The organism is Vibrio sp. Y2-5, assembly GCF_014596725.1.
In the GTDB taxonomy this organism is placed as follows: Bacteria; Pseudomonadota; Gammaproteobacteria; order Enterobacterales; family Vibrionaceae; genus Vibrio.
Window position 1 is genome coordinate 68,089 of record NZ_JACVEG010000011.1, and the last position, 22,279, is coordinate 90,367.

19 protein-coding genes and 1 tRNA gene are annotated in these 22,279 nt (G+C 44.7%); 16 read left to right on the forward strand and 4 right to left on the reverse strand.

Features of this window, described 5'->3' with window-relative positions:
• Positions 1-33: 33 nt before the first annotated feature.
• A complete protein-coding gene (lnt, locus tag HUO09_RS19560; RefSeq protein WP_167411236.1) occupies positions 34-1,557 on the forward strand; it encodes an apolipoprotein N-acyltransferase in 1,524 nt (507 codons plus the stop codon).
• 57 nt (positions 1,558-1,614) lie between these two features.
• On the opposite strand, the gene HUO09_RS19565 is transcribed toward lnt, so the two are convergent.
• Positions 1,615-2,085: a zinc ribbon-containing protein gene (locus tag HUO09_RS19565; protein WP_167411237.1), complete on the reverse strand. Its 471-nt coding sequence runs from the start codon at positions 2,083-2,085 to the stop codon at positions 1,615-1,617.
• A gap of 122 nt (positions 2,086-2,207) precedes the next feature.
• On the opposite strand from HUO09_RS19565, the gene leuS reads away from it, so the two are divergent.
• From leuS to HUO09_RS19630, 13 genes are all read left to right on the forward strand, one after another.
• Entirely contained in the window at positions 2,208-4,784 is a 2,577-nt protein-coding gene (leuS, locus tag HUO09_RS19570; RefSeq protein WP_188235076.1) for a leucine--tRNA ligase, read from the forward strand.
• A 106-nt stretch (positions 4,785-4,890) separates the two neighbouring features.
• The gene (lptE, locus tag HUO09_RS19575) at positions 4,891-5,523 is read left to right on the forward strand and encodes an LPS assembly lipoprotein LptE (protein ID WP_167411239.1); all 633 of its coding nucleotides are present in this window, start codon (positions 4,891-4,893) and stop codon (positions 5,521-5,523) included.
• An 8-nt stretch (positions 5,524-5,531) separates the two neighbouring features.
• Complete coding sequence (gene holA, locus HUO09_RS19580) at positions 5,532-6,557, forward strand: DNA polymerase III subunit delta (protein WP_188235077.1); 1,026 nt, start codon at positions 5,532-5,534, stop codon at positions 6,555-6,557.
• Between the two features lie 66 nt (positions 6,558-6,623).
• Positions 6,624-6,941: a ribosome silencing factor gene (gene rsfS / locus HUO09_RS19585; protein ID WP_042486474.1), complete on the forward strand. Its 318-nt coding sequence runs from the start codon at positions 6,624-6,626 to the stop codon at positions 6,939-6,941.
• Positions 6,942-6,943: 2 nt separating this feature from the next.
• Positions 6,944-7,414 carry a 23S rRNA (pseudouridine(1915)-N(3))-methyltransferase RlmH gene (gene rlmH, locus HUO09_RS19590; RefSeq protein WP_188235078.1) on the forward strand — a complete coding sequence of 157 codons (471 nt, stop codon included), beginning with the start codon at positions 6,944-6,946 and terminating at the stop codon, positions 7,412-7,414.
• A gap of 6 nt (positions 7,415-7,420) precedes the next feature.
• Entirely contained in the window at positions 7,421-9,304 is a 1,884-nt protein-coding gene (mrdA, locus tag HUO09_RS19595) for a penicillin-binding protein 2 (RefSeq protein ID WP_188235079.1), read from the forward strand.
• A complete protein-coding gene (gene rodA / locus HUO09_RS19600) occupies positions 9,304-10,425 on the forward strand; it encodes a rod shape-determining protein RodA (RefSeq protein WP_188235080.1) in 1,122 nt (373 codons plus the stop codon). The genes mrdA and rodA overlap by 1 nt, the downstream gene beginning before the upstream one ends.
• Positions 10,425-11,210, forward strand: coding sequence for a septal ring lytic transglycosylase RlpA family protein (locus HUO09_RS19605; RefSeq protein ID WP_167411243.1), 786 nt, complete (start codon positions 10,425-10,427; stop codon positions 11,208-11,210). The genes rodA and HUO09_RS19605 overlap by 1 nt, the downstream gene beginning before the upstream one ends.
• An 87-nt stretch (positions 11,211-11,297) precedes the next feature.
• Positions 11,298-12,473, forward strand: a complete 1,176-nt coding sequence (locus HUO09_RS19610) for a serine hydrolase (RefSeq protein ID WP_167411244.1) — start codon at positions 11,298-11,300, stop codon at positions 12,471-12,473.
• A gap of 199 nt (positions 12,474-12,672) precedes the next feature.
• Positions 12,673-12,951, forward strand: a complete 279-nt coding sequence (gene ybeD / locus HUO09_RS19615; protein WP_102940236.1) for a DUF493 family protein YbeD — start codon at positions 12,673-12,675, stop codon at positions 12,949-12,951.
• A 191-nt stretch (positions 12,952-13,142) separates the two neighbouring features.
• Positions 13,143-13,811: a lipoyl(octanoyl) transferase LipB gene (lipB, locus tag HUO09_RS19620; protein WP_188235081.1), complete on the forward strand. Its 669-nt coding sequence runs from the start codon at positions 13,143-13,145 to the stop codon at positions 13,809-13,811.
• On the forward strand, positions 13,808-14,773 hold the full coding sequence (gene lipA, locus HUO09_RS19625) for a lipoyl synthase (RefSeq protein WP_167411246.1): 966 nt from the start codon (positions 13,808-13,810) through the stop codon (positions 14,771-14,773). Before lipB ends, lipA begins: the two co-directional genes overlap by 4 nt.
• Positions 14,774-14,909: 136 nt before the next feature.
• Positions 14,910-15,242 (forward strand): hypothetical protein, encoded by a 333-nt coding sequence (locus HUO09_RS19630; protein WP_042486494.1) that lies wholly within the window; start codon positions 14,910-14,912, stop codon positions 15,240-15,242.
• A 102-nt stretch (positions 15,243-15,344) separates the two neighbouring features.
• Here the strand turns inward: HUO09_RS19630 and glyA are convergent, their stop codons facing one another.
• Positions 15,345-16,595 carry a serine hydroxymethyltransferase gene (gene glyA, locus HUO09_RS19635; protein ID WP_167411247.1) on the reverse strand — a complete coding sequence of 417 codons (1,251 nt, stop codon included), beginning with the start codon at positions 16,593-16,595 and terminating at the stop codon, positions 15,345-15,347.
• Positions 16,596-16,942: 347 nt separating this feature from the next.
• Between glyA and HUO09_RS19640 the strand changes: the two genes are divergently transcribed.
• The gene (locus HUO09_RS19640; RefSeq protein ID WP_188235082.1) at positions 16,943-17,542 is read left to right on the forward strand and encodes a YitT family protein; all 600 of its coding nucleotides are present in this window, start codon (positions 16,943-16,945) and stop codon (positions 17,540-17,542) included.
• An 82-nt stretch (positions 17,543-17,624) separates the two neighbouring features.
• On the opposite strand, the gene vexH is transcribed toward HUO09_RS19640, so the two are convergent.
• The gene (gene vexH, locus HUO09_RS19645; RefSeq protein WP_188235083.1) at positions 17,625-20,732 is read right to left on the reverse strand and encodes a vibriobactin export RND transporter permease subunit VexH; all 3,108 of its coding nucleotides are present in this window, start codon (positions 20,730-20,732) and stop codon (positions 17,625-17,627) included.
• Positions 20,732-21,790, reverse strand: a complete 1,059-nt coding sequence (locus tag HUO09_RS19650; RefSeq protein ID WP_188235084.1) for an efflux RND transporter periplasmic adaptor subunit — start codon at positions 21,788-21,790, stop codon at positions 20,732-20,734. Before HUO09_RS19650 ends, vexH begins: the two co-directional genes overlap by 1 nt.
• A gap of 286 nt (positions 21,791-22,076) precedes the next feature.
• Between HUO09_RS19650 and HUO09_RS19655 the strand changes: the two genes are divergently transcribed.
• A tRNA-Tyr gene (locus HUO09_RS19655) sits at positions 22,077-22,161 on the forward strand.
• Positions 22,162-22,279 lie beyond the last annotated feature (118 nt).

Here is a 22,279-nt window from a genome sequence, read left to right on the forward strand (position 1 = left end):
TCTCTTACCAACTAAGAGTCTATTAAATAGCAGATGAATAATCACTTTACTCATCGCCTGATGCGGCCGCTTGCGGCCGCTTTTGTTGGCGCTCTCACTACCCTATCGTTCGCTCCATATCAAATTTGGCCGCTCGCCTTTGTCAGCCCGGCTTTGCTGTTATTTCTTTTACATAAACAGTCAGCGAAACAAGGCGCTTGGATAGGTTACTTCTGGGGAATAGGACAATTCGCCACTGGGATTAGCTGGGTTCACGTCAGTATTGATACCTTTGGCGGCATGCCTAAAATCGCCAGCATCTTCTTGATGGTGCTATTGGTCGCTTATCTGGCTATCTATTCGGCTCTGTTCGGATGGGTACTGAATCGCTACTTCCAAACCAATAGCCGAACTCGAGTACTGCTTGCAGCTCCAATCCTTTGGCTCATCTTTGACTGGTTACGTGGTTGGGTTATGACGGGCTTCCCTTGGCTTTGGTTAGGCTATAGTCAAATCAACAGCCCACTAGCCAACTTTGCTCCACTCGGTGGCGTAGAGCTTCTGACTCTGCTTGTTTTAGTCTGCGCAGGCAGCTTGGCGTATTCGTTTATCAATAAGTCTTGGTCATTGTTAGTAATTCCAGCCGTTATCTTTGCCACCGGATATGGTTTACGCTCTGCTCATTGGGTAACACCGCAAGCCGATCGTTCAACGAAAGTTGCCTTAATCCAAGGCAATATTGAACAAGCGCTGAAGTGGGTACCTTCACATCGTTGGCCGACCATCATGAAATACACGGATCTTAGCCGTGAGAACTGGGACGCCGATATTATCATCTGGCCGGAAGCGGCCGTCCCTGCTTTTGAATACGAGCTGCCTTCCTATTTGAAAAGTCTTGATGAGCTTGCTCGTGCCAATAACAGTGGCATTATCCTTGGCATTCTTAATCAAGATGAAAACAAAGCTTTCTATAACAGCGTGTTAGCTCTCGGCGGAACCCGTGACTCTGCATATCAATATGAAACTGCGAGACGATACAACAAATACCACCTGCTTCCTTTTGGGGAATTTGTCCCATTCGAAGAGATTCTAAGACCGATTGCACCTTTCTTTAACTTACCAATGTCTTCCTTTAGTCGAGGGAGTTACATTCAGCCAAACATCGACGTCAACGGTCACAAGTTCGCATCAGCATTATGCTATGAGATTATTTTCAACGAACAAGTGAGAGAGAACGTCAATGAAGATACTGACTTCATTCTGACTCTTTCGAACGATGCTTGGTTTGGTAAATCAATTGGTCCATTGCAACATATGGAAATTGCTCGAATGAGAGCACTAGAATTGGGGAAACCTCTGATACGTTCAACCAATAATGGTGTAACAGCAGTGACCGATTATAGAGGCAATATCATCAAGCAGATCCCTCAGTTTGAAACAGGCGTACTGAAAGCAAAAGTTATCCCGACTCGCGGACAAACGCCTTACCATAGCTTTGGTAGCTGGCCTCTCTACTTGTGGACGTTATTCGGATTAACCTTAGGGTTGATTCTTCAACGAAAGAACCGCCATTCATGAAAATAGCAAAAGAGCCCAACGGGCTCTTTTGTTCTATCACCTTAAGATAAAGATTCGCTAAGGTTTCAGTGGCAAGCGCCCAAACACTTTATTGCCACAACGTATACACGGAACGATTTCTGAAGGGTGATTATATTGCACCTTGTGACCACAACTTTCACACACCAGTACACCAAGCCCTATCATCTCTCCTGCATGATACAAACCTTGGTGCTCTAGATCTTGAAACAGCTCCACCCATTCCACTTTGGTTCTGTCAGTGATATCAAGCAGCCCTTGCCAGATGGAGTCAGCTATCATCAGGTAAAATGGGCCACTTTTGCTCTCTTCATAACTTTCAGCGAACTCTTTTAAATCTGACTTAACATATTCAGAAATAAGAGATAATTCATCCTTCGTTAAATCATTAGCCGCACTGACAACCTTGCCAGAGGTTTCGACAATATGGCTGACTTCCTCTCGGCTATGCTTGAGAGTTTCAACGACATCTTTCAGTAATGCTTCATAACCAGATTTTTGTTTTGGCATAAGACCTCTCTTTCAAATCGGATTGGCTATTGTTGTGCTGTGCTCCTTTATGTATTCTATGTCGATCTATAAGAGTCTGTTCAAACTGAACTCACAAATTCCAAGAGAACCGGATATCATCGATGCAAGAGCAATACAACCCGCAAGATATTGAACAAAAAGTTCAACAGCACTGGGATAACAACAAGACTTTCGTTGTAAGTGAAGACCCAAATAAACAAAAATTCTACTGTTTGTCTATGTTTCCATACCCTAGTGGTCGACTGCACATGGGTCATGTTCGTAACTACACTATCGGTGATGTTGTTTCTCGCTTCCAACGCTTACAAGGCAAGAACGTTATGCAACCTATCGGTTGGGATGCGTTCGGTCTACCAGCAGAAAATGCTGCCGTAAAAAACAAGACGGCACCAGCGCCTTGGACATACGAAAACATCGAGTACATGAAAAACCAGCTTAAACTGCTAGGTTTTGGCTACGACTGGAATCGCGAATTCGCAACCTGTCGCCCTGAGTACTACCGTTGGGAACAAGAGTTTTTCACTAAGCTTTATGAAAAAGGCTTGGTTTACAAAAAAACCTCTTCTGTGAACTGGTGTCCAAACGACCAAACTGTATTGGCTAACGAACAGGTTGAAGACGGTTGCTGCTGGCGTTGTGATACTCCAGTAGAACAAAAAGAGATTCCACAGTGGTTCATTAAAATCACTGCATACGCACAAGAACTATTAGACGATCTAGACAAGCTTGATGGCTGGCCAGAAATGGTAAAAACCATGCAACGTAACTGGATCGGTCGCTCTGAAGGTGTTGAGCTTAAGTTTGAAGTAAAAGGTGAAGCTCAAGATCTCGAAGTGTACACCACTCGTCCAGACACACTGATGGGCGTAACCTATGTAGGTATCGCTGCCGGTCACCCTCTGGCAACGAAAGCCGCCGAGAGTAACCCAGCGCTAGCGACTTTCATCGATGAGTGTAAAAACACCAAAGTTGCAGAAGCAGAACTTGCGACAATGGAGAAGAAAGGTATGGCAACTGGCCTTACTGCGATTCATCCATTGAACGGTCGTGAAGTACCAATTTACGTAGCTAACTTCGTACTGATGGATTATGGCACAGGTGCTGTAATGGCAGTACCAGCACACGACCAACGTGACTACGAATTTGCAACTAAATACGGTCTAGACATTGTTCCTGTCATCAAACCTACTGATGGTAGCGATCTAGACATCTCTGAAGCGGCATACACAGAAAAAGGGGTATTGTTCGATTCAGGAGAGTTTGACGGTCTTGAATTCCAAGAAGCATTTAACGCTATTGCTGCGAAGCTTGAAGCAGAAGGTAAAGGCGTTAAAACAGTAAACTTCCGTCTACGTGACTGGGGTGTATCTCGTCAGCGTTACTGGGGTGCTCCAATCCCGATGGTGACGACTGAAGACGGTCAAGTTCATCCAGTACCAGCAGATCAACTACCTGTGATTCTGCCTGAAGATGTGACTATGGACGGCGTAACCAGCCCAATTAAAGCAGACAAAGAGTGGGCAAAAACCACTTTCAACGGCGAACCTGCACTGCGTGAAACCGATACATTCGATACATTCATGGAGTCTTCTTGGTACTACGCTCGTTACTGTTCACCACAAGCAGATGACATTCTTGATCCAGAAAAAGCGAACTACTGGCTACCAGTAGACCAATACATTGGTGGTATTGAACACGCGTGTATGCACCTGTTGTACTCTCGTTTCTTCCACAAGTTGTTGCGTGATGCGGGTTATGTAACATCTGACGAACCATTCAAACAGCTACTTTGCCAAGGCATGGTACTGGCTGATGCTTTCTTCCTGACCAACGAAAAAGGCACAAAAGAGTGGATCTCACCTACGGAAGTGAAAGTTGAACGTGACGGTAAAGGTAACATTACCTCTGCTGTAGATAACCAAGGTCGCAGCGTTGAACACTCAGGCATGATCAAAATGTCTAAGTCGAAAAACAACGGTATCGACCCTCAAGAAATGGTTGATAAATACGGCGCAGACACTGTACGTCTATTCATGATGTTTGCATCTCCAGCAGACATGACGCTTGAGTGGCAAGAATCTGGTGTTGAAGGTGCTAACCGCTTCCTAAAACGTGTTTGGAAACTGGCTCGTGAGCACTCATCAAAAGGTGCTGCTGTCGCTGTTGATGCAAGCGCACTAAGCGCTGGGCAAAAAGCACTTCGTCGTGATGTTCACAAAACAATTGCCAAAGTAACGGACGATATCGCTCGTCGTCAAACGTTCAACACAGCAATTGCAGCCATCATGGAACTGATGAACAAGCTGACTAAAGCGCCACAAGAATCAGAGCAAGATCGTGCCATTTTGGACGAAGCAGTAAAAGCGATTACGCTGATGCTTTACCCAATCGCACCACACATCTGTTTCGAAATGTGGACAGCGCTTGGTCAGTCAGAGATTGACAGTGCATCATGGCCAACATTTGATGAAGCAGCGTTAGTCGAAGACGAAAAACTGATCGTTGTTCAGGTAAACGGCAAACTACGCGGTAAACTAACCGTGGCTGCTGATGCGACTAAAGAACAGGTGGAAGAGCTTGGTCTAAATGACGAAAACGTAGTGAAATTTACTGAAGGTCTAACCGTACGTAAAGTTATCTACGTTCCTGGTAAACTACTGAATATCGTAGCGAACTAATTCCTACTTGTGTTGTCTGTAAACAGGGCTTTGTGCCCTGTTTACTTATGTTAGAACATAAGCCTTTGTGTTCTAACATAAGTAATCTAACGAGAATAATAATCCCATGCGTTTTACATGTTCATCTTTATTGAAATTGTCACTGGTTTTCCTCTCTGCGACCTTACTGAGTGCGTGCGGCTTTCACTTGCGCGGAGACTACGATGTTCCGGATGAACTCAGCAAGCTTTCTATTACCAGTTACGACCAGTACAGTAGTTTCACTCGCATAGTGACTCGTCAATTACGTATGAACGAAATTCAAATCGTACAACCAGCGGATGATGTTCCTAATGTCCACTTAATTAACGAAAGTTTAGGTGAACGCACACTATCGCTCTACCAAACAACCCGAGCAGCCGAAATTGAGCTGACCTTCGTTGCAAGTTACAGAGTGACTATTCCAGAATTGGGCACAAAAACATTTTCAACCAGTGTCACTCGTAGTTACTTAGATAACCCTCTCACCGCTTTAGCAAAGTCTGTTGAGCGCGACATGATTGAAGACGAAATGCGTAAACTGGCTGCGACGCAAATCGTTCGCCAAATGGGTCGACTAAAAGCGTCGATTCAGGCTGGTACGATGGATGAAGCCGCCGATGAAGAAGAGTCAACGAATACAGATAAAGCAAAAGAATCGTATATCATTGACACAATCGAAACGCACCAAGAGCCTTCAGCTCAACCGACAGCTGAGTAGTTTGAGTAATGAGAGTTTACGCCGATAAACTTACCGATTCGTTACAAAGATCGTTATTGCCCGTTTATCTTATCTTTGGTGGCGAGCCACTACTGACTCAAGAATCAGTCAAAGCGATAGAAAACAAAGCTCGCAGTGAAGGTTTTGAGGAAAAACATCATTTTACAGTCGATAACAATCTAGACTGGACGCAAATATATGATTGCTGCCAATCGTTAAGCCTGTTCAGCAGCCGGCAAATAATCGTGTTAGAGATTGCAGAGTCAGGGCTTAATGCCGCGCTGTCTAAATCTCTCGCGACTGTGGCAGATTACCTCAATCCAGATATTGTTTTGATTGTCATGGGCAATAAGCTGACCAAGGCTCAAGAGAACACAGCTTGGTTTAAAGCGCTGATGACAAACGGCTGTCTGGTTAACTGCCTAACTCCAGAGCTATCCCGATTACCGCAGTTTGTGATGGGGCGTTGTTGTGCATTAGGTTTAACTCCAGATGCCGAAGCGGTTCAGATGCTGGCGCAATGGCATGAAGGCAACCTATTTGCGTTGATGCAAAGCTTAGAGAAACTGGCTCTCAATTATCCTGATGGTCAGTTAACCCTTATTCGCCTTCAAGAGTCACTCGAACGACATAACCATTTCACGCCATTTCATTGGATGGACGCACTGCTTGAAGGTAAGGCTAACCGTACACAAAGAATTCTGCGTCAACTTGAAGCGGAAGCCGTTGAGCCAATCATTTTGATGCGTACCTTACAAAGGGAACTGTTTCTGTTACTGCAAATGAAACAGCAGCTCAACACTATGGGGATGGGCTCTGTTTTTGACAAACACCGGGTTTGGCAGAATAAACGTCCATTGTATTCAGCCGCTCTGCAAAGGATGTCTCTCAGTAAGTTACAGCACCTAATTAGGCTACTTGCTCAAACTGAAGTCTTGGCTAAAACTCAATACGAGCAGCCGTGCTGGCCACTTCTTCATCAATTAAGCGTAGAGTTCGCCGTTCCTCAGGCAAACATCCCTTTGCCAGTGTAAACAGTGTTATACTGCGCGCCTAAATAGTAAAAATAGTACCAATAGACCATTTCAGAGGAATACCCCTTGCAACGCGAAGAATTAAATACCTTTCTTGCAGATAAAGTTGACGACATGAAGGCCGTTGACATCATCACCCTAGACGTACAAGGTAAATCAAGTGTGACGGATTACATGATCATTTGCACTGGCACTTCAAAACGTCACGTTTCATCGATTGCTGACCATGTCGCTAGTGAAGCAAAAAAAATCGGTTTCGATCCACTAGGTATGGACGGTGAAAACGAAGGTGAATGGGTTGTAGTTGATATGGGAACAACCATGGTGCACGTCATGCAAGAAGAACAGCGTGAGATGTATCAGCTAGAAAAACTTTGGAGCTAATGGTGAAAATTCAGCTTATTGCCGTAGGTACAAAAATGCCTAAATGGGTTGAAGAAGGCTTTCACGAATATCGCCGCCGCTTCCCTCATGACATGCCACTTGAGTTAGTTGAAATCCCAGCTGGCAAACGCGGCAAAAACGCTGATATTGCAAGAATACTGCAAAAAGAAGGCGAAGCTATGTTAGCTGCCGTGCCAAAAGGCAACAGAATTGTTACTCTCGATATTCCCGGTAAGCGCTGGGATACAGAACAACTTGCAGGTCAACTTGAAAGTTGGAAGCTTGATGCTCGTGATGTATCCATTTTGATTGGCGGCCCTGAAGGGCTATCACCAGCGTGTAAAGCGGCAGCAGAACAAAGCTGGTCTTTATCACCTTTAACTTTACCACACCCGCTCGTTCGCGTCGTCATGGCCGAAAGCTTATATCGGGCGTGGAGTATCACTGCCAACCATCCATATCACCGAGAATAGGCATCGATGTTACGTAAGAGTAACCCCTTTCGAGATTACATTGCTGAAGCACGGCTTTTCAAAAGCCGTGCTGTGGTATCGTTTGTTGGCATAGTGTTCATGATGGGAATTCTTATCGCGAACCTTTACAACATTCAGGTCAACCAATACCAAGACTATAAAACTCGCTCTAACGACAACCGAATTAAAGTTGTTCCTATCGCGCCAAATCGAGGCCTTATCTACGACAGAAACGGGCGATTATTGGCAGAAAACCGTCCCGTGTTTAACTTGGAGATCACTCCTGAGCAAGTCAAAGATATCGATGGCACCATCGCTCGCTTGCAAGAATTCCTCGACATTACGCCGGAAAAAATCGCAACATTTGAAAAAGAACGTCGTCACTCTCGTCGTTTTAACTCAGTGCCTTTGTTGACACAGTTGACAGAAACTGAAGTTGCGAAGTTCTCGGTACAGCAACATAAATTCCCAGGGGTTACCGTTACTGCGAGTTTGAAACGCTACTACCCTTATGGCGAAGTACTCACTCACGTTATCGGCTATGTGTCCCGTATCAATGATAAAGATATTGAGCGTCTTGAAAGAGAGGGACAAGTTGCCAACTACCAAGCCACACGTGACATCGGCAAACTGGGTATTGAACGTTATTACGAAAGTACTTTGCACGGCACCGCAGGCTATCAAGAAGTCGAAGTAAACAGTCGTGGTCGTATTATCCGCACTCTCAAATATGTACCGCCCATTCCTGGCAAAGACATCGTTCTGAACCTTGATATCGACTTACAACTCTATGTGCATAAATTGCTGGATGGACGACGAGGTGCAGCCGTTGTACTCGATCCTAAAGACAATGGTATTTTGGCTATGGTTTCAAGCCCTAGCTATGACCCCAACGCCTTTGTTCATGGTATCTCCGGTAAAGCATACAGCAAGCTGTTGAACGATAAGAACCGCCCTCTGGTTAACCGTACAACTCTAGGTATTTATCCTCCTGGCTCTACAGTTAAACCTTTTATTGCAGTTTCAGCCTTAGAAGAAGGAGTCGTCACACCAAATACAACCCGAAATGATCCGGGGTATTGGAAGATTCCAAACTCAACGACACGCCCATTCCGTGACTGGTTACGCTGGGGACACGGAAGAGTTGATCTCATCAAAGCACTTGAAGAGTCGGTTGATACCTTCTTCTATCAAATCGCTTACGATTTAGGCATAGATCGTTTGTCAGACTGGATGATGCGCTTTGGCTTTGGTGACTATACTGGCATCGATATTTACGAGGAAAGTAAAGCGAACATGCCAACCAGAGAGTGGAAGATGTCTCGTCACCGCACTCCTTGGTATCAGGGCGATACAATCCCTGTTGGTATCGGTCAAGGTTACTGGACCGCGACGCCAATGCAAATCGCTAAAGCGACCTCGGTATTGGTTCATCACGGTGAAGTTTGGGCGCCGCATTTACTGCGTTCAACCATTAATAACGGTGAAGAGTTTACTCGTCAGAAAGAAGCAGAATATGTTAGCTACCCGCCGATCACTGGCGTTCCAAAGAAATATTGGGAAATGGCGATAGAAGGTATGTATCTGGTTAACCACGGCAAGAAAGGTACAGCAAGAAGAGCGTTCCAAAACCTGAAATACAAGAGTGCGGGGAAATCAGGTACCGCGCAAGTATTCGGTTTAGCGGAAGGACAAGAATACAACGCTGACGAACTGGCAGAACACTTACGCGATCACGCGCTATTTACCGGTTTCGCTCCTGTCGATGATCCACAGGCGATTGTGACCATCGTTTTAGAGAACGCGGGTGGCGGTTCAAGCAATGGTGCTCCAGTGGTTAGACGCATTTTCGATCACATTATATTGGGCGCTCACAAGGACGACGAATAATGAAACTGGATCCTTCAACTGGACAAAGTCGAGCTCTATTTGAAAGACTTCACATTGACCTGCCATTGCTGATTGGTATTTTGGTGGTTTTTGCCTTTGCTCTCATGGTTATGTACAGCGCCAGCGGACAAAGTTTGGCGATGATGGATCGTCAGGCAATGCGCATGGTGTTGGCGTTAACTGTCATGATCGGCCTAGCACAAATATCACCACGAACTTATGAAAGCCTTGCACCTCTGCTTTACTTTGCGGGCGTTATTTTGCTGTTAGGCGTACTCTTTTTTGGTGAATCCTCAAAAGGAGCACAACGTTGGTTAAATTTGGGATTTGTTCGTTTCCAACCATCAGAATTGCTTAAACTGGCGGTACCACTAATGGTTGCTCGTTATGTAGGTAAGCGCCCACTACCGTCCAGTTTCCGAACGCTAGTTGCTTCAATTGTGATGGTGTTGGTTCCAACCATTTTAATTGCTAAGCAACCTGATTTAGGGACATCAATACTCATTGCGGCATCGGGTATTTTCGTCATTTTCCTTGCGGGTATCAGCTGGAAAATCATTATCGCAGCAGCTGTTGGTGTAGGCGCTTTCATCCCTGTATTGTGGTTCTTCCTGATGAGGGAGTATCAAAAAGTCCGCGTACGAACACTGTTCAACCCTGAATCCGACCCTCTTGGCGCGGGTTATCATATTATCCAAAGTAAAATTGCTATTGGTTCTGGTGGTATCTCAGGCAAAGGTTGGCTTCACGGCACTCAATCTCAGCTAGAATTCTTACCAGAGCGACATACTGACTTTATCTTTGCAGTTATCGCCGAAGAATGGGGCATGATTGGCATCTTAGGGCTTCTTTCCGTATATCTGTTTATTATCGGCCGAGGTCTCTATTTAGCGAGCAATGCTCAAACGGCTTTTGGCCGAATGATGGCGGGCAGTGTTGTTCTAAGCTTCTTTGTTTACGTGTTTGTGAATATTGGTATGGTGAGTGGCATTTTACCTGTTGTAGGTGTTCCACTTCCTTTGGTTAGCTATGGCGGTACTTCCATGGTTACCCTCATGGCAGGCTTCGGTATCCTAATGTCGATTCACACTCACAGAAAAGCATTTTCAAAGGCGACTTAATGAAATTAAAAGCGTTTTATTCGCTCCTAGTGTTAATGATCCTCGCTGGTTGTTCGAGCTCAGGAGGCCGCTACGATATTAAAGATGATGTGGCACCCAATGCCCCAATTTCAGTCGAACATATCGAAGATGCACACCCTCAATATGAGCCATATAGCCGAGGCGGTAATAAAGACTACACATTACGTGGTCAAAAATACCAAATAATTAAAAATACCGAGGGCTTTAAAGAACAAGGACAAGCATCTTGGTATGGAAAAAAATTCCATGGGCATCTTACGTCTAATGGCGAGATTTATGATATGTACTCGATGAGTGCTGCGCATAAAACATTGCCGATACCTAGCTACGTTAAGGTGACTAACCTCGATAACAATAAAACAGCAATAGTGAGAGTTAACGACCGTGGACCATTCCATTCAGGTCGAATTATTGACTTAAGTTATGCTGCAGCTTACAAATTAGATGTGATTAAAACAGGCACAGCTAACGTTGCTATCGAAGTCATTAAAGTGGATAAACCACAGACAAACCTAGTTAAAAACACTGACCCAAGATATATAATTCAAGTCGCTTCTTCACAAAATGAAGAAAGAGTTCGAACTTTATCGCAAAATTTGGGACAAAGCTTATCGGTACAAAGTTTTATCGATAGTGAAAACGGTAGCCATAGAGCTGTTTTAGGCCCTTTTACTGACTATACGCTGACTCAAGATACATTAGAGCGTGTAAAGTCCCTAGGTTACGACACCGCATTTATTAAAAAGTACCAAGTTGCACAGTAATGACTACGAGCCAAAGCATATCGGCTCTGGTTTGAATAGTCGTTTCTGTTAAGATATACACAACCAACTAGATAACACGCATTTACCATGAAAAAATTGATTCTAAATTCTGTTCTGGCGTCGTCCACTGCGCTTTCTACTCTTGTCTCATTCACTGCCGCAGCTGCACCTATTGTTATGCCAGACGCACCACAGATCGCCGCTAAAGGCTACGTTCTGATGGATTTTCATTCAGGTAAGATTCTGGCTGAAAAAGAGATGGACACAAAACTGTCTCCTGCAAGTTTGACCAAGATGATGACAAGTTACGTTATCGGCCAAGAACTCGCGCGTGGAAACATTTCTCCTAATGACGATGTCGTGATTAGTAAAAACGCGTGGGCGAAAAATTTCCCAGACTCATCTAAGATGTTTATCGAAGTCGGCACCACTGTAAAAGTGAGTGACCTAAACCGCGGTATTATCATTCAGTCTGGTAACGACGCTTGTGTTGCAATGGCTGAGCACATCGCAGGTTCTGAAGATGCATTCGTTGACTTAATGAATGCTTGGGCAAGCTCACTGAAAATGACCAACACGCATTTCGCGAACGTTCACGGTCTAGACGATCCAAACTTATACTCAACTCCTCACGATATGGCTCGATTAGGTCAAGCGCTGATTCGTGATGTGCCAGATGAATACGCACTGTATTCAGAGCAAAAGTTCACTTACAACGGTATCACTCAATACAACCGTAACGGTCTGTTATGGGATAAGAGCATGAACGTTGACGGTATCAAGACTGGCCACACGTCAAACGCAGGTTACAGCCTAGTAAGCTCTGCAACCGAAGGTAAGATGCGTCTTGTAGCCGTTGTGATGGGCACTAAAGATGCGAATGCTCGTAAGTCTGAAAGCAAGAAGCTATTAAGCTATGGCTTCCGTTTCTTTGAAACAGTGGCACCACACAAGAAAGGCGAAACCTTTGTTGAAGAACAAATCTGGATGGGTGACAAGTCAACCGTTGCTTTAGGCGTTGATGAAGACACTTATGTCACTCTGCCTCGTGGTCAAGCGAAAAACCTAACTGCAAGCTTCGTACTTGAAAAAGAGCTAAAAGCCCCAATTAAGAAAGGTGATGTAGTTGGTAAGCTTTACTACCAAGTAGACAATGAAGATGTTGCTCAGTACCCTCTATTAGCACTTGAAGATGTGAATGAAGGTAGCTTGTTCAGCCGCTTATGGGACTACATTGTTCTACTATTCAAAGGCTTGTTCTAATACCAATTCTAGCAATTGGGTATAGTAGTTTAGTAATTTGACAGGGAAGCTGCTTATTACTCTTCTTACTTGGAACTGCAGGTTGGCTGCAGCTTCAAGTAGGAAGAGTAAAGCGGCTTTTTTGTTCACTTGAGATCCACTTCGATAGGCTGTAATATTCCGCACCGCTTAATCGAATGCCAAACTTGGAGTTTCCAATATGTTGACCATCAACTCTGATGCAAAATTAAAAGACCTGCTTGAGTTCCCTTGTTCTTTTACCTACAAGGTGATGGGCCATGCAAAACCAGAATTACCTGAGCTTGTTCTTGAAGTGATTCAACGCCATGCTCCTGGCGATTACAGCCCACGAGTTAAGCCTAGTGCGAAAGGTAACTATCACTCAGTATCAGTGACTATTACTGCCACTTCTATCGTGCAAGTGGAAACCCTGTATAAAGAACTGGGTGATATTGAAATTGTACGCATGGTTCTGTAACAGAGCCGATATCAAATAATTTGATATCAATTAAAATATTTTTGAAGGCAGCACAAGGCTGCTTTCTTTATATTTATCAAAATGTTAACAAAACATTACTTTAATCATGGTCAAAAAAATGCCCTCTATGAGTAGTTCCTCGCTCTCAAGGCGTTTATAATCACCCAAATTTTCACAACCACTGACGGAATATGACACTAGATAACCAGCTTGTTGTCAGACAATGGGGTCGACAAGACTATCACCCAGTTTGGCAGGCGATGCATGAATTTACCGATCAGCGCGACGAAGAAACTCGTGATGAAGTCTGGCTTGTTGAACACAACCCAGTATTTACACAGGGTCAGGCAGGTAAAGCGGAGCACTTGATTAACACAGGTAATATTCCGGTTGTGCAAAGTGATCGTGGCGGTCAGGTGACTTATCACGGTCCGGGTCAGTTAGTTGCGTATTTTTTAATTAACCTAAGACGCAAAAAATTAGGTGTTCGAGATCTGGTAACGGACATTGAAAATCTGGTTATCAATACTCTAAAAGCTTACGATATTACGTCAGCCGCACGTCCGGATGCTCCGGGAGTCTACGTTGACGGAAAAAAAATCTGTTCACTTGGCCTGCGAATTCGTAAAGGCTGCTCATTTCATGGGCTAGCATTAAACGTCAATATGGATCTCTCCCCATTCTTGAGAATTAACCCTTGCGGTTACCAAGGTATGGAAATGGTGCAAGTGAGCAACTTAGGTGGGCCGGCAGATATCCACCAAGTAGAGCAACAATTAATCCAAGAACTCGTAACGCTATTTGGCTACGAGCATGTCGAATTCAGCACTGAAGCACCCTCAATCGGTAACAAAGTATGAGCAAACCCATTCAAATGGAAAAAGGCGTCAAATACCGTGACGCTGACAAAATGGCACTGATTCCTGTAAAGAACATGCCATCAGAACAAAAAGAAATCTTACGTAAACCTGAGTGGATGAAGATCAAGCTGCCAGCAGACAGCCAACGCATCCAAGACATCAAATCAGCAATGCGTAAGAACAACCTGCACTCTGTTTGTGAAGAAGCGTCTTGCCCTAACTTGGCTGAGTGTTTCAACCACGGTACTGCAACCTTTATGATTTTAGGTGCTATCTGTACTCGTCGTTGTCCATTCTGCGATGTTGCACATGGCCGCCCAGTTGCTCCTGAAGCCGATGAGCCGAAAAAGCTAGCGAAAACCATCAGTGACATGAAACTTAAGTATGTCGTTATCACCTCTGTAGACCGTGATGATCTTCGTGATGGTGGTGCACAACACTTTGCTGACTGTAACCGCGAAATTCGTGCTTTGAATCCAAACATTCGTATTGAAACTTTGGTTCCTGATTTCCGTGGTCGTATGGATGTCGCACTCGACTTGTTGAAAGACAACCCGCCAGATGTGTTCAACCACAACTTGGAAACAGCACCTCGTCTGTACCGTAAAGCGCGTCCGGGTGCGAACTACAAGTGGTCACTGCAACTTCTGCAAAAATTCAAAGAGCAGCATCCTGAGATCCCAACAAAGTCGGGATTGATGATGGGGCTAGGTGAGACAAAAGAAGAGATCATCGAAGTGATGAAGGATCTTCGTGCTCACGGCGTTACTATGCTAACCCTAGGCCAATACCTAGCGCCAAGCCGCCACCATTTGCCAGTTGAACGTTACGTTCCACCAGCAGAATTTGATGAGTTAAAAGATATCGCGCTAGAGCTTGGTTTCACTCACGCAGCTTGTGGTCCGTTTGTGCGTTCTTCTTACCACGCAGATATGCAGGCGCAAGGTTTAGAAGTTAAGTAATCAATACTTGAAGCACTAAATCAATGAAAAGGCGATATGTCTTCGGATATGTCGCCTTTTTTGTGTCTATCATTGAATAGATGCAAATAGTTTTATAGGCTAACCACTGACTCTTAAATCATGAAGGACAATGATAATGAAAAATTTAACGATGCTCGCTTTCGCTCTGACTACAGCAGCAATTACAGCCGGTTGTTCTTCGAACTCTCAGACAGACAACTTCCGCGAAGCTTCTTTCGAATTATGTAATACAGAAGTCGATATCTATTCCGTCAGCGACGATGGCAAAGTTCGCATTGTCTGTTCAGATGGTTCTAAGTTCGCTCTGGCAAGTGAAGATACTCTTGAAGTGATGCGTGAGATTAATATTGAATATTGTGATGGTGAAGGCTTAGGTAAGTTTACCGAAAGCAACAAATACTACATGTTCAAATGTAAATCCGGCACTTTAATCAGTATGGCTAAATAGAACTAGCTATAGCTTTATGGTGACTTTCTCTAACGAATAAGCCGCCAGTTTAAAGATGTAAAAAAGGCCTGCATTGCAGGCCTTTTCCGTATGTTCAAGCGATTAAGCGTAAACTGGTAGACGCTTACAGATATCAAGCACTTTTTGTTTTGTTGCTTCGATAACCGCTTCGTCGTTGATGTTGTCTAGGACATCACACATCCAGTTAGCCAATGCTTTCGCATCTTCCTCACCGAAACCACGGCGAGTGATTGCTGGTGTACCTACACGGATACCAGAAGTTACGAATGGGCTGCGTGGATCGTTTGGCACTGAGTTTTTGTTTACAGTGATGTTCGCTGCACCTAGAGCTGCATCTGCTTCTTTACCTGTGATGTCTTTGTCGATTAGGTCAACAAGGAACAGGTGGTTTTCAGTACTGTTAGAAACGATTTTGTAACCACGCTCTTGGAACTGAGCAACCATTGCTTTTGCGTTCTTAACAACACGCTCTTGGTAAGCTTTGAATTCAGGTTCCATCGCTTCTTTGAACGCTACCGCTTTACCAGCGATAACATGCATTAGAGGACCACCTTGGCCGCCTGGGAACACTGCTGAGTTCAGCTTTTTGTACATCTCTTCACCAGCGTTTGAAAGAATCAAACCGCCACGTGGGCCTGCTAGTGTTTTGTGAGTTGTAGTAGTAACAACGTGTGCGTATGGGATTGGCGTTGGGTATACACCCGCAGCGATCAGGCCAGCAACGTGTGCCATGTCTACAAACAGGTAAGCATCGACTTTGTCAGCGATTTCACGCATGCGTTTCCAATCAACGATTTGTGAGTAAGCTGAGAAACCACCGATGATCATCTTAGGCTTATGCTCAAGAGCAAGTGCTTCCATCTCGTCGTAGTTGATTTGACCCGCTTCGTCGATACCGTAAGGAATCACGTTGTAGTGTTTACCAGAGAAGTTTACTGGTGAGCCGTGAGTCAAGTGACCGCCGTGCGCTAGGCTCATACCTAGAACAGTGTCACCTGGGTTTAGAAGAGCCATGTACACTGCGCTGTTTGCTTGAGAGCCAGAGTGAGGCTGAACGTTAGCGTACTCACAGCCAAATAGCTGGCATGCACGGTCAATTGCTAGAGATTCCGCTTTATCAACGTACTCACAACCGCCGTAGTAACGCTTGCCAGGGTAGCCTTCAGCGTATTTGTTTGTTAGCTGAGAACCTTGAGCTTCCATTACACGCGGACTGGTGTAGTTTTCTGAAGCGATAAGTTCAATGTGCTCTTCTTGGCGAAGAGTTTCTTCCTGAATGGCAGCGTATAGCTCCGGATCATAATCAGCGATGTTCATATCACGCTTAAGCATCTGTATCTCCTGACTCAGATTTGACTGAAAGTAGCAAAAAACCACACAACGACCAAAAGCAAACGTTTTCGTCACCGTAATATGGCGCGCATTCTACATAATTTGATTTATATCATAAAGCCCAAATTACAGAAATTATCATGCAGTTTTTTCATGTTGATTGACAATACCGCTCATCTTTTGCGCTTTTCGGATGAGTGTCTACATTTTCTTTACACAGTGTAAATTTGGGAATACATAGGTTTACCCTAATTTTTGTTCGCTAGCTACCGAAAAGATCGGGTTTTAATTAGTATCCACTTATTCTTTACCAATTATTTATTTTTTAGCAATTAATGGCATCTTAAATGGAAACACATTCACGGAAGGAAGATTGGGTAGCGATCTTCACTGGCACCTTTATCGTGTCTCAAGGACTATTTTTTCTAAAAGCAGCCAATCTGATCACAGGTGGTACAGCCGGTTTAGCACTTTTACTGACCCATGTATTCCCTTGGAGCTTCGGCGCGCTGTATTTCTTCGTCAACATGCCATTCTACCTGCTCGCGTGGAAACGCTTCGGAGCTAAGTTCTCGATCAACACGGCTATCTCATGTGGCTTGGTTTCTGTATTCACTGATCACCTGTCGAACTTCATCACTATCGAACATGTTGACCCCGCCTACTGCGCTATAGCTGGAGGACTACTGACTGGATTAGGGATGTTAATTCTGTTCCGTCACCGTTCAAGCTTGGGCGGGTTTAACGTGCTATGTCTGTTTATTCAGGACAAATTCGGCATTTCGGTAGGTAAAACACAACTCGTTTTAGACTGCACCATTGTGTTTACTTCGCTGTTCTTCCTAACACCGTCAATTATTATGTTGTCTATCGCAGGTGCGGTTGTACTCAACATAGTGTTAGCAATGAACCATAAACCTTCACGTTATTCGGTCAAATATATTTAGCCTCTCTTAATGAGAACAGACGAATAAACGAAAGCCCGCAATTTTGCGGGCTTTTTGATTTTGACTTAATCACAAACAGGCTTTAGTGAGTCGTTCGACCTTTGTTGTCGTGCCCCAATTCTCTGTTCAGTTCCGCTTCAACATGCCCCGGCGCTTGTGTCTTCGCCGAAATTAAACGGTACATTGCAGGAATAACAAACAGGGTAACCACAGTAGCAAACGCCATTCCGAAGAAAATAACCGTACCTACCGCCACGCGGCTTTCATAACCAGCGCCCGTAGAGACAATCAGTGGAATAGAACCTGCCAACGTCGTAAATGCCGTCATCAAAATAGGACGAAGACGTCGTGCTGAGGCATCAACAATCGCTTTCTCAAACTCAACGCCACGGTCACGTAGCTGGTTGGCAAATTCAACAATTAAGATACCGTTCTTGGTTACCATACCAATCAGCATCACCATACCAATTTGGCTGTATACGTTCATCCCCTGCCCCATAATCAGCAGCCCAAGGAAACCTCCGAATACGCCCATAGGGACAGTAAACATAATCACCATTGGGTTGATAAAGCTTTCAAACTGAGCGGCCAGCACCAAATAGGCCACCAGCAGGGCTAAAGCAAATACAGCAGCAACACTCGACTGGTTCTCCTTGAAGTCTTTGGACTCTCCGGAATAACTCACAGAAATATCACTTGGTAGTATTTCCAAAGCTTTTTGATCCATGAAATCCAAAGCCTCACCTAAGGTTGCCCCATCAGCTAAGTTCGCAGTAATGGTAATCGCTTTTTGCTTGTTGTAGTGCGACAGGCGAATGGCTGATGCCACTTCCTCAATTCTGGTCACGGTATCCAGTGTCACGAGATCGCCATTTCCGGTACGCATATATATTTGGCTTAAATCGGCCGCATTATTAAAGCTGTTTTCGTCACCACGCAAATAAACGTCATACTCTTCACCTCGTTCGACAAAGGTTGTGACAGACTTTCCACCCAGCATAACCTCAAGCGTATCCGAGATATCTTGCACACTGATGTTCAGCTCCGATGCTCTTTGTTTATCAACCGTCACCACCAGTTCCGGTGTTTTTTCTGAATAGTTGATATCCACGCCCGTCATGTAGGTTGAGCTTTCAGCTGCCGCTTCAAGTTTTTCAGCCCACTCTTTTAACTCCGTATAATCAGAGCCACCGAGTACAAACTGAACGGGTTCACTGGAACCGCCACGGAAACCGGGCATAAATGGAATCACACGCACATCAGGAATACCCGCTAACGCTTTTCTCACTTCACCTAAAGCTTTTTGAGCGGTAACGCTGCGCTGATTCCAATCATCAAGCGTCATGATCACAAAGCCAGTCTGGTCACCAGCATTACCGCCAAAAGCTGGCGACTGAATGCTGAATGATCGTAAGAAACCTTGTCCAAGCAAGGGTTTCAATCGAGCTTCTACCAAATCCATATTGGCAGACATACGGTTATAACTGGTTGCGTCAGCACCACGTACAAATGCAAAGATAACCCCGCGATCTTCAGATGGCGTAAGCTGCGCGGGAACATTCTGCATGAACTGATAACTACCACCAATACAGCCAAGAATGATCAGTGGCGCAAACCATTTAAAGCGCAAAGCAAAGCGTAAGGCTGTGCGATATGCCGATTCCAGCTTTCCGAACAGCTTGTCAACAAAACGGTTAAAGCCATTTGGTTTAACATTCGCTTTAAGAATCTTACTGCCCAGTACAGGTGTGAGTGTCAAAGCTATCAAGGACGAAAAAATCACCGACATGGCCAGCAGAACCGAGAACTCAGTGAACAGCAAGCCGACCATACCATCCATAAAGGAGATAGGCAGGAACACCATCACCAACACTAAGGTCGTGGCGATAACAGCAAAGCCTACTTCACGTGTACCTTTATAGGCAGCAAGCAAAGGTTTCTCACCCTGCTCAATATGGTGGAAAATGTTTTCTACCACCACAATCGCATCATCCACAACCAGACCAATCGACAAAATCAGTGCCATCAAAGTGATCAGGTTGATAGAGAAGCCAAAGTAGTAGGCCGCAATAAAAGAAGAGATCAAGGATACCGGTACGGTAATCGCAGGGATCAGTGTCGCGCGAGCCTGACCAATAAAGATATAAAGCACTAAAACAACCAGACCACCGGTAATAAATAACGTGCTGTATACCTCTTCGATAGAACGTTCAATGAAGATGGTTGAATCATAGTTCACTACTAGCTTGGTGTTTTCTGGCAGGAATTTCTGAATGTTATCGACCTGCTGATGAACTCGTTGCGCCACTTCCAGCGGGTTAGCGTCTGACTGAGGAACGATCCCCATGCTCACGTTCACAACACCGTCTGTTTTGTAGGTCGAGTTTTCATTCTCAGCGCCAAGAAATACATCAGCCACATCTTTGAGATAAATCGGCGATCCGTTAACGCGTTTAACCACTAGATACTGAAAGTCTTCCGGTTTTTGATAGGTTCGAGCGGTACGAACCGACATGACCGTAGAATCATTACGAACTTGACCACCCGGGCTTTCAATATTTTCACGACGTAATGCGGTTGAAATATCTGAAGTGGTCACACCCCGCCCAGCCATCAGTTCAGGTTGCAATCGTACATACATCACTTTGTACAAACCACCAGAGACGTTCACTGAGCTAACACCCGAAATCAGGCTAAAGCGGTCAACCAGAACTCGTTCCATATAATCCGTTAACTGAGTTCGGTCCATCGTCGATGAACTCAAGTTAATGTACATAGATGCTTGGCCGGAGCCATTATTCTTAAACACCAGAGGGTCATCCGCCCCTTCTGGTAAGGAGCGCTGAGCCCGCGCGACTGCATCACGAATATCACTGACACCCGTATTTAGGTCATAACCAAGGTTGAACGTGACCGTAATGCGCGACGAACCGTTACGAGTCACTGATGTAATTTCGTCGACGCCGCTGATACCCGTTAATTGCTCTTCCAAAACAGAAGTAATCTGGTTTTCAATAATGGTTGCGGAAGCGCCTTGATATCGGGTTGAGATAGAAACTACCGGATTTTCAATATCCGGCATTTCTCGTACGGCAAGCTTAGTAAACGAGACAAAACCAAACACACACAGCAGCATGCTTAAAACAAGCGCGGCAACTGGGCGTTTTACTGAAACATCAGAGATCAACATTAGTTGTCATCCTTGTTTACTGGACGACCATCTACCGTCACTTCTGACACTTTAGCGCCATCACGCATGTTAACGATACCTTGAACAACGACCTTATCACCGATTTCCAGACCTTGTTCGATAACCACTTGGTTTTCAACACGCGCACCAAGAAGCACTTCCGTACGAACCGCTTTGTTGTCCTCACCGACAACGTAAACAAAGCGTTTCGTACCTGAATACTCTAGCGCCTGAACAGGAATAATCGGAGCTTCAATGCCCGGGAAGGCTAAACGAGCTGAAACCAACATGCCCGGTTTAAGTAAACCACCAGCGTTTGAAAAATGAATGCGTACTCTTAGATTCAGCGTTTCAGTGTTAACGCGAGTATCGATACCAACGACTTCACCTTCAAAAGTCTTACCCGGCCAAGCGTGGGTGGTACCTTGAACTTTCATCCCCTTGGACAGCATAGACAAATAGCGTTCAGGAACCTGAAGATCCAACTGCATTAAAGCAAGGTTATCTAACGTCATCAGTTCAGTGCTGCTATTAACAATCTTGCCACGGCTGAAATCAATAAAGCCTACGGTGCCAGCAAAAGGGGCTTTAATATGAAGATCATTCCAGTTCGCTTCTGCCGCTTCTAATCGCGCCTGTGCAATATCAACACTGGTTTTCTGAGCGTCAATTTCAGTTTGAGTGATAGCACTTCTCTTTAGCAAACGCTCGTATTCTGCCAGCTTGCGTTTTTCATCACGCAAATACGCCTTTGCTTCAGCTACTGACGCACGCGCTTTTTCATCAGAAAGCTGCGCTAACAATTGGCTCTTCTTTACTTCCTGATTGGCTTTTACCGCTATGATGTCTACTTTTCCAGCGACTTCTGGAGAAATAATCACTGATTGTTCAGCTTCTAATTTGCCAATTAATGAGAGAGATTGAGAGACTTGATGAACCTGCACTAAGTCAGTCACGACAGAAATAGCAGGTGCACTTCTTGGCCCCGCAGCGACAGCACCTTCGCTTCCTAATAAGGCCACAGCAAGAACAGCAGAAAGAATCGAAACGTTTTTCATAAACCACATCAGCATATAAGAAAGAACTTTTATTATAACGAGTTATAGACAAGGAAAACGTAAAGGAACGTAAATTTGATATTCCCATCTCCTTTTCGAACCACTATTTCAAAAAGAAAATGAGGAATTACGGCCATCTTTGCCCAAAAAGCCAGCATTCGATTCAAAAAGACAAAAAAAGGGTTTACACAAAGTCCGAGTTTGATAATATGCGCTCCGCACTTGATTGATGTGTTGGGAAAACGTCAGTTAAGCCTTATCTTGTAAAAGATGAGGAAAACACCCTGGAGGGGTTCCCGAGTGGCCAAAGGGAGCAGACTGTAAATCTGCCGGCTCCGCCTTCGATGGTTCGAATCCGTCCCCCTCCACCATATTTTCTTGTGAGACGATAAGTTCTTGTGAGAGCAAAACTTGATTGATGCGTTGGGAAAACTTCATTCAAGCCTCTTCTTGTAAAAGATGAGGAAAACACCCTGGAGGGGTTCCCGA

Bases quoted from the DNA above. Each gene is read 5' to 3' on its own strand.
- HUO09_RS19565 (WP_167411237.1), bottom strand. From the start codon at position 2,085: ATGCCAAAACAAAAATCTGGTTATGAAGCATTACTGAAAGATGTCGTT.
- mrdA (WP_188235079.1), top strand. From the start codon at position 7,421: ATGTTACGTAAGAGTAACCCCTTTCGAGATTACATTGCTGAAGCACGG.
- leuS (WP_188235076.1), top strand. From the start codon at position 2,208: ATGCAAGAGCAATACAACCCGCAAGATATTGAACAAAAAGTTCAACAG.
- ybeD (WP_102940236.1), top strand. From the start codon at position 12,673: ATGTTGACCATCAACTCTGATGCAAAATTAAAAGACCTGCTTGAGTTC.
- holA (WP_188235077.1), top strand. From the start codon at position 5,532: ATGAGAGTTTACGCCGATAAACTTACCGATTCGTTACAAAGATCGTTA.
- HUO09_RS19640 (WP_188235082.1), top strand. From the start codon at position 16,943: ATGGAAACACATTCACGGAAGGAAGATTGGGTAGCGATCTTCACTGGC.
- lnt (WP_167411236.1), top strand. From the start codon at position 34: ATGAATAATCACTTTACTCATCGCCTGATGCGGCCGCTTGCGGCCGCT.
- HUO09_RS19610 (WP_167411244.1), top strand. From the start codon at position 11,298: ATGAAAAAATTGATTCTAAATTCTGTTCTGGCGTCGTCCACTGCGCTT.
- lipB (WP_188235081.1), top strand. From the start codon at position 13,143: ATGACACTAGATAACCAGCTTGTTGTCAGACAATGGGGTCGACAAGAC.
- HUO09_RS19605 (WP_167411243.1), top strand. From the start codon at position 10,425: ATGAAATTAAAAGCGTTTTATTCGCTCCTAGTGTTAATGATCCTCGCT.
- glyA (WP_167411247.1), bottom strand. From the start codon at position 16,595: ATGCTTAAGCGTGATATGAACATCGCTGATTATGATCCGGAGCTATAC.
- rodA (WP_188235080.1), top strand. From the start codon at position 9,304: ATGAAACTGGATCCTTCAACTGGACAAAGTCGAGCTCTATTTGAAAGA.
- HUO09_RS19630 (WP_042486494.1), top strand. From the start codon at position 14,910: ATGAAAAATTTAACGATGCTCGCTTTCGCTCTGACTACAGCAGCAATT.
- HUO09_RS19650 (WP_188235084.1), bottom strand. From the start codon at position 21,790: ATGAAAAACGTTTCGATTCTTTCTGCTGTTCTTGCTGTGGCCTTATTA.
- vexH (WP_188235083.1), bottom strand. From the start codon at position 20,732: ATGTTGATCTCTGATGTTTCAGTAAAACGCCCAGTTGCCGCGCTTGTT.
- lipA (WP_167411246.1), top strand. From the start codon at position 13,808: ATGAGCAAACCCATTCAAATGGAAAAAGGCGTCAAATACCGTGACGCT.
- lptE (WP_167411239.1), top strand. From the start codon at position 4,891: ATGCGTTTTACATGTTCATCTTTATTGAAATTGTCACTGGTTTTCCTC.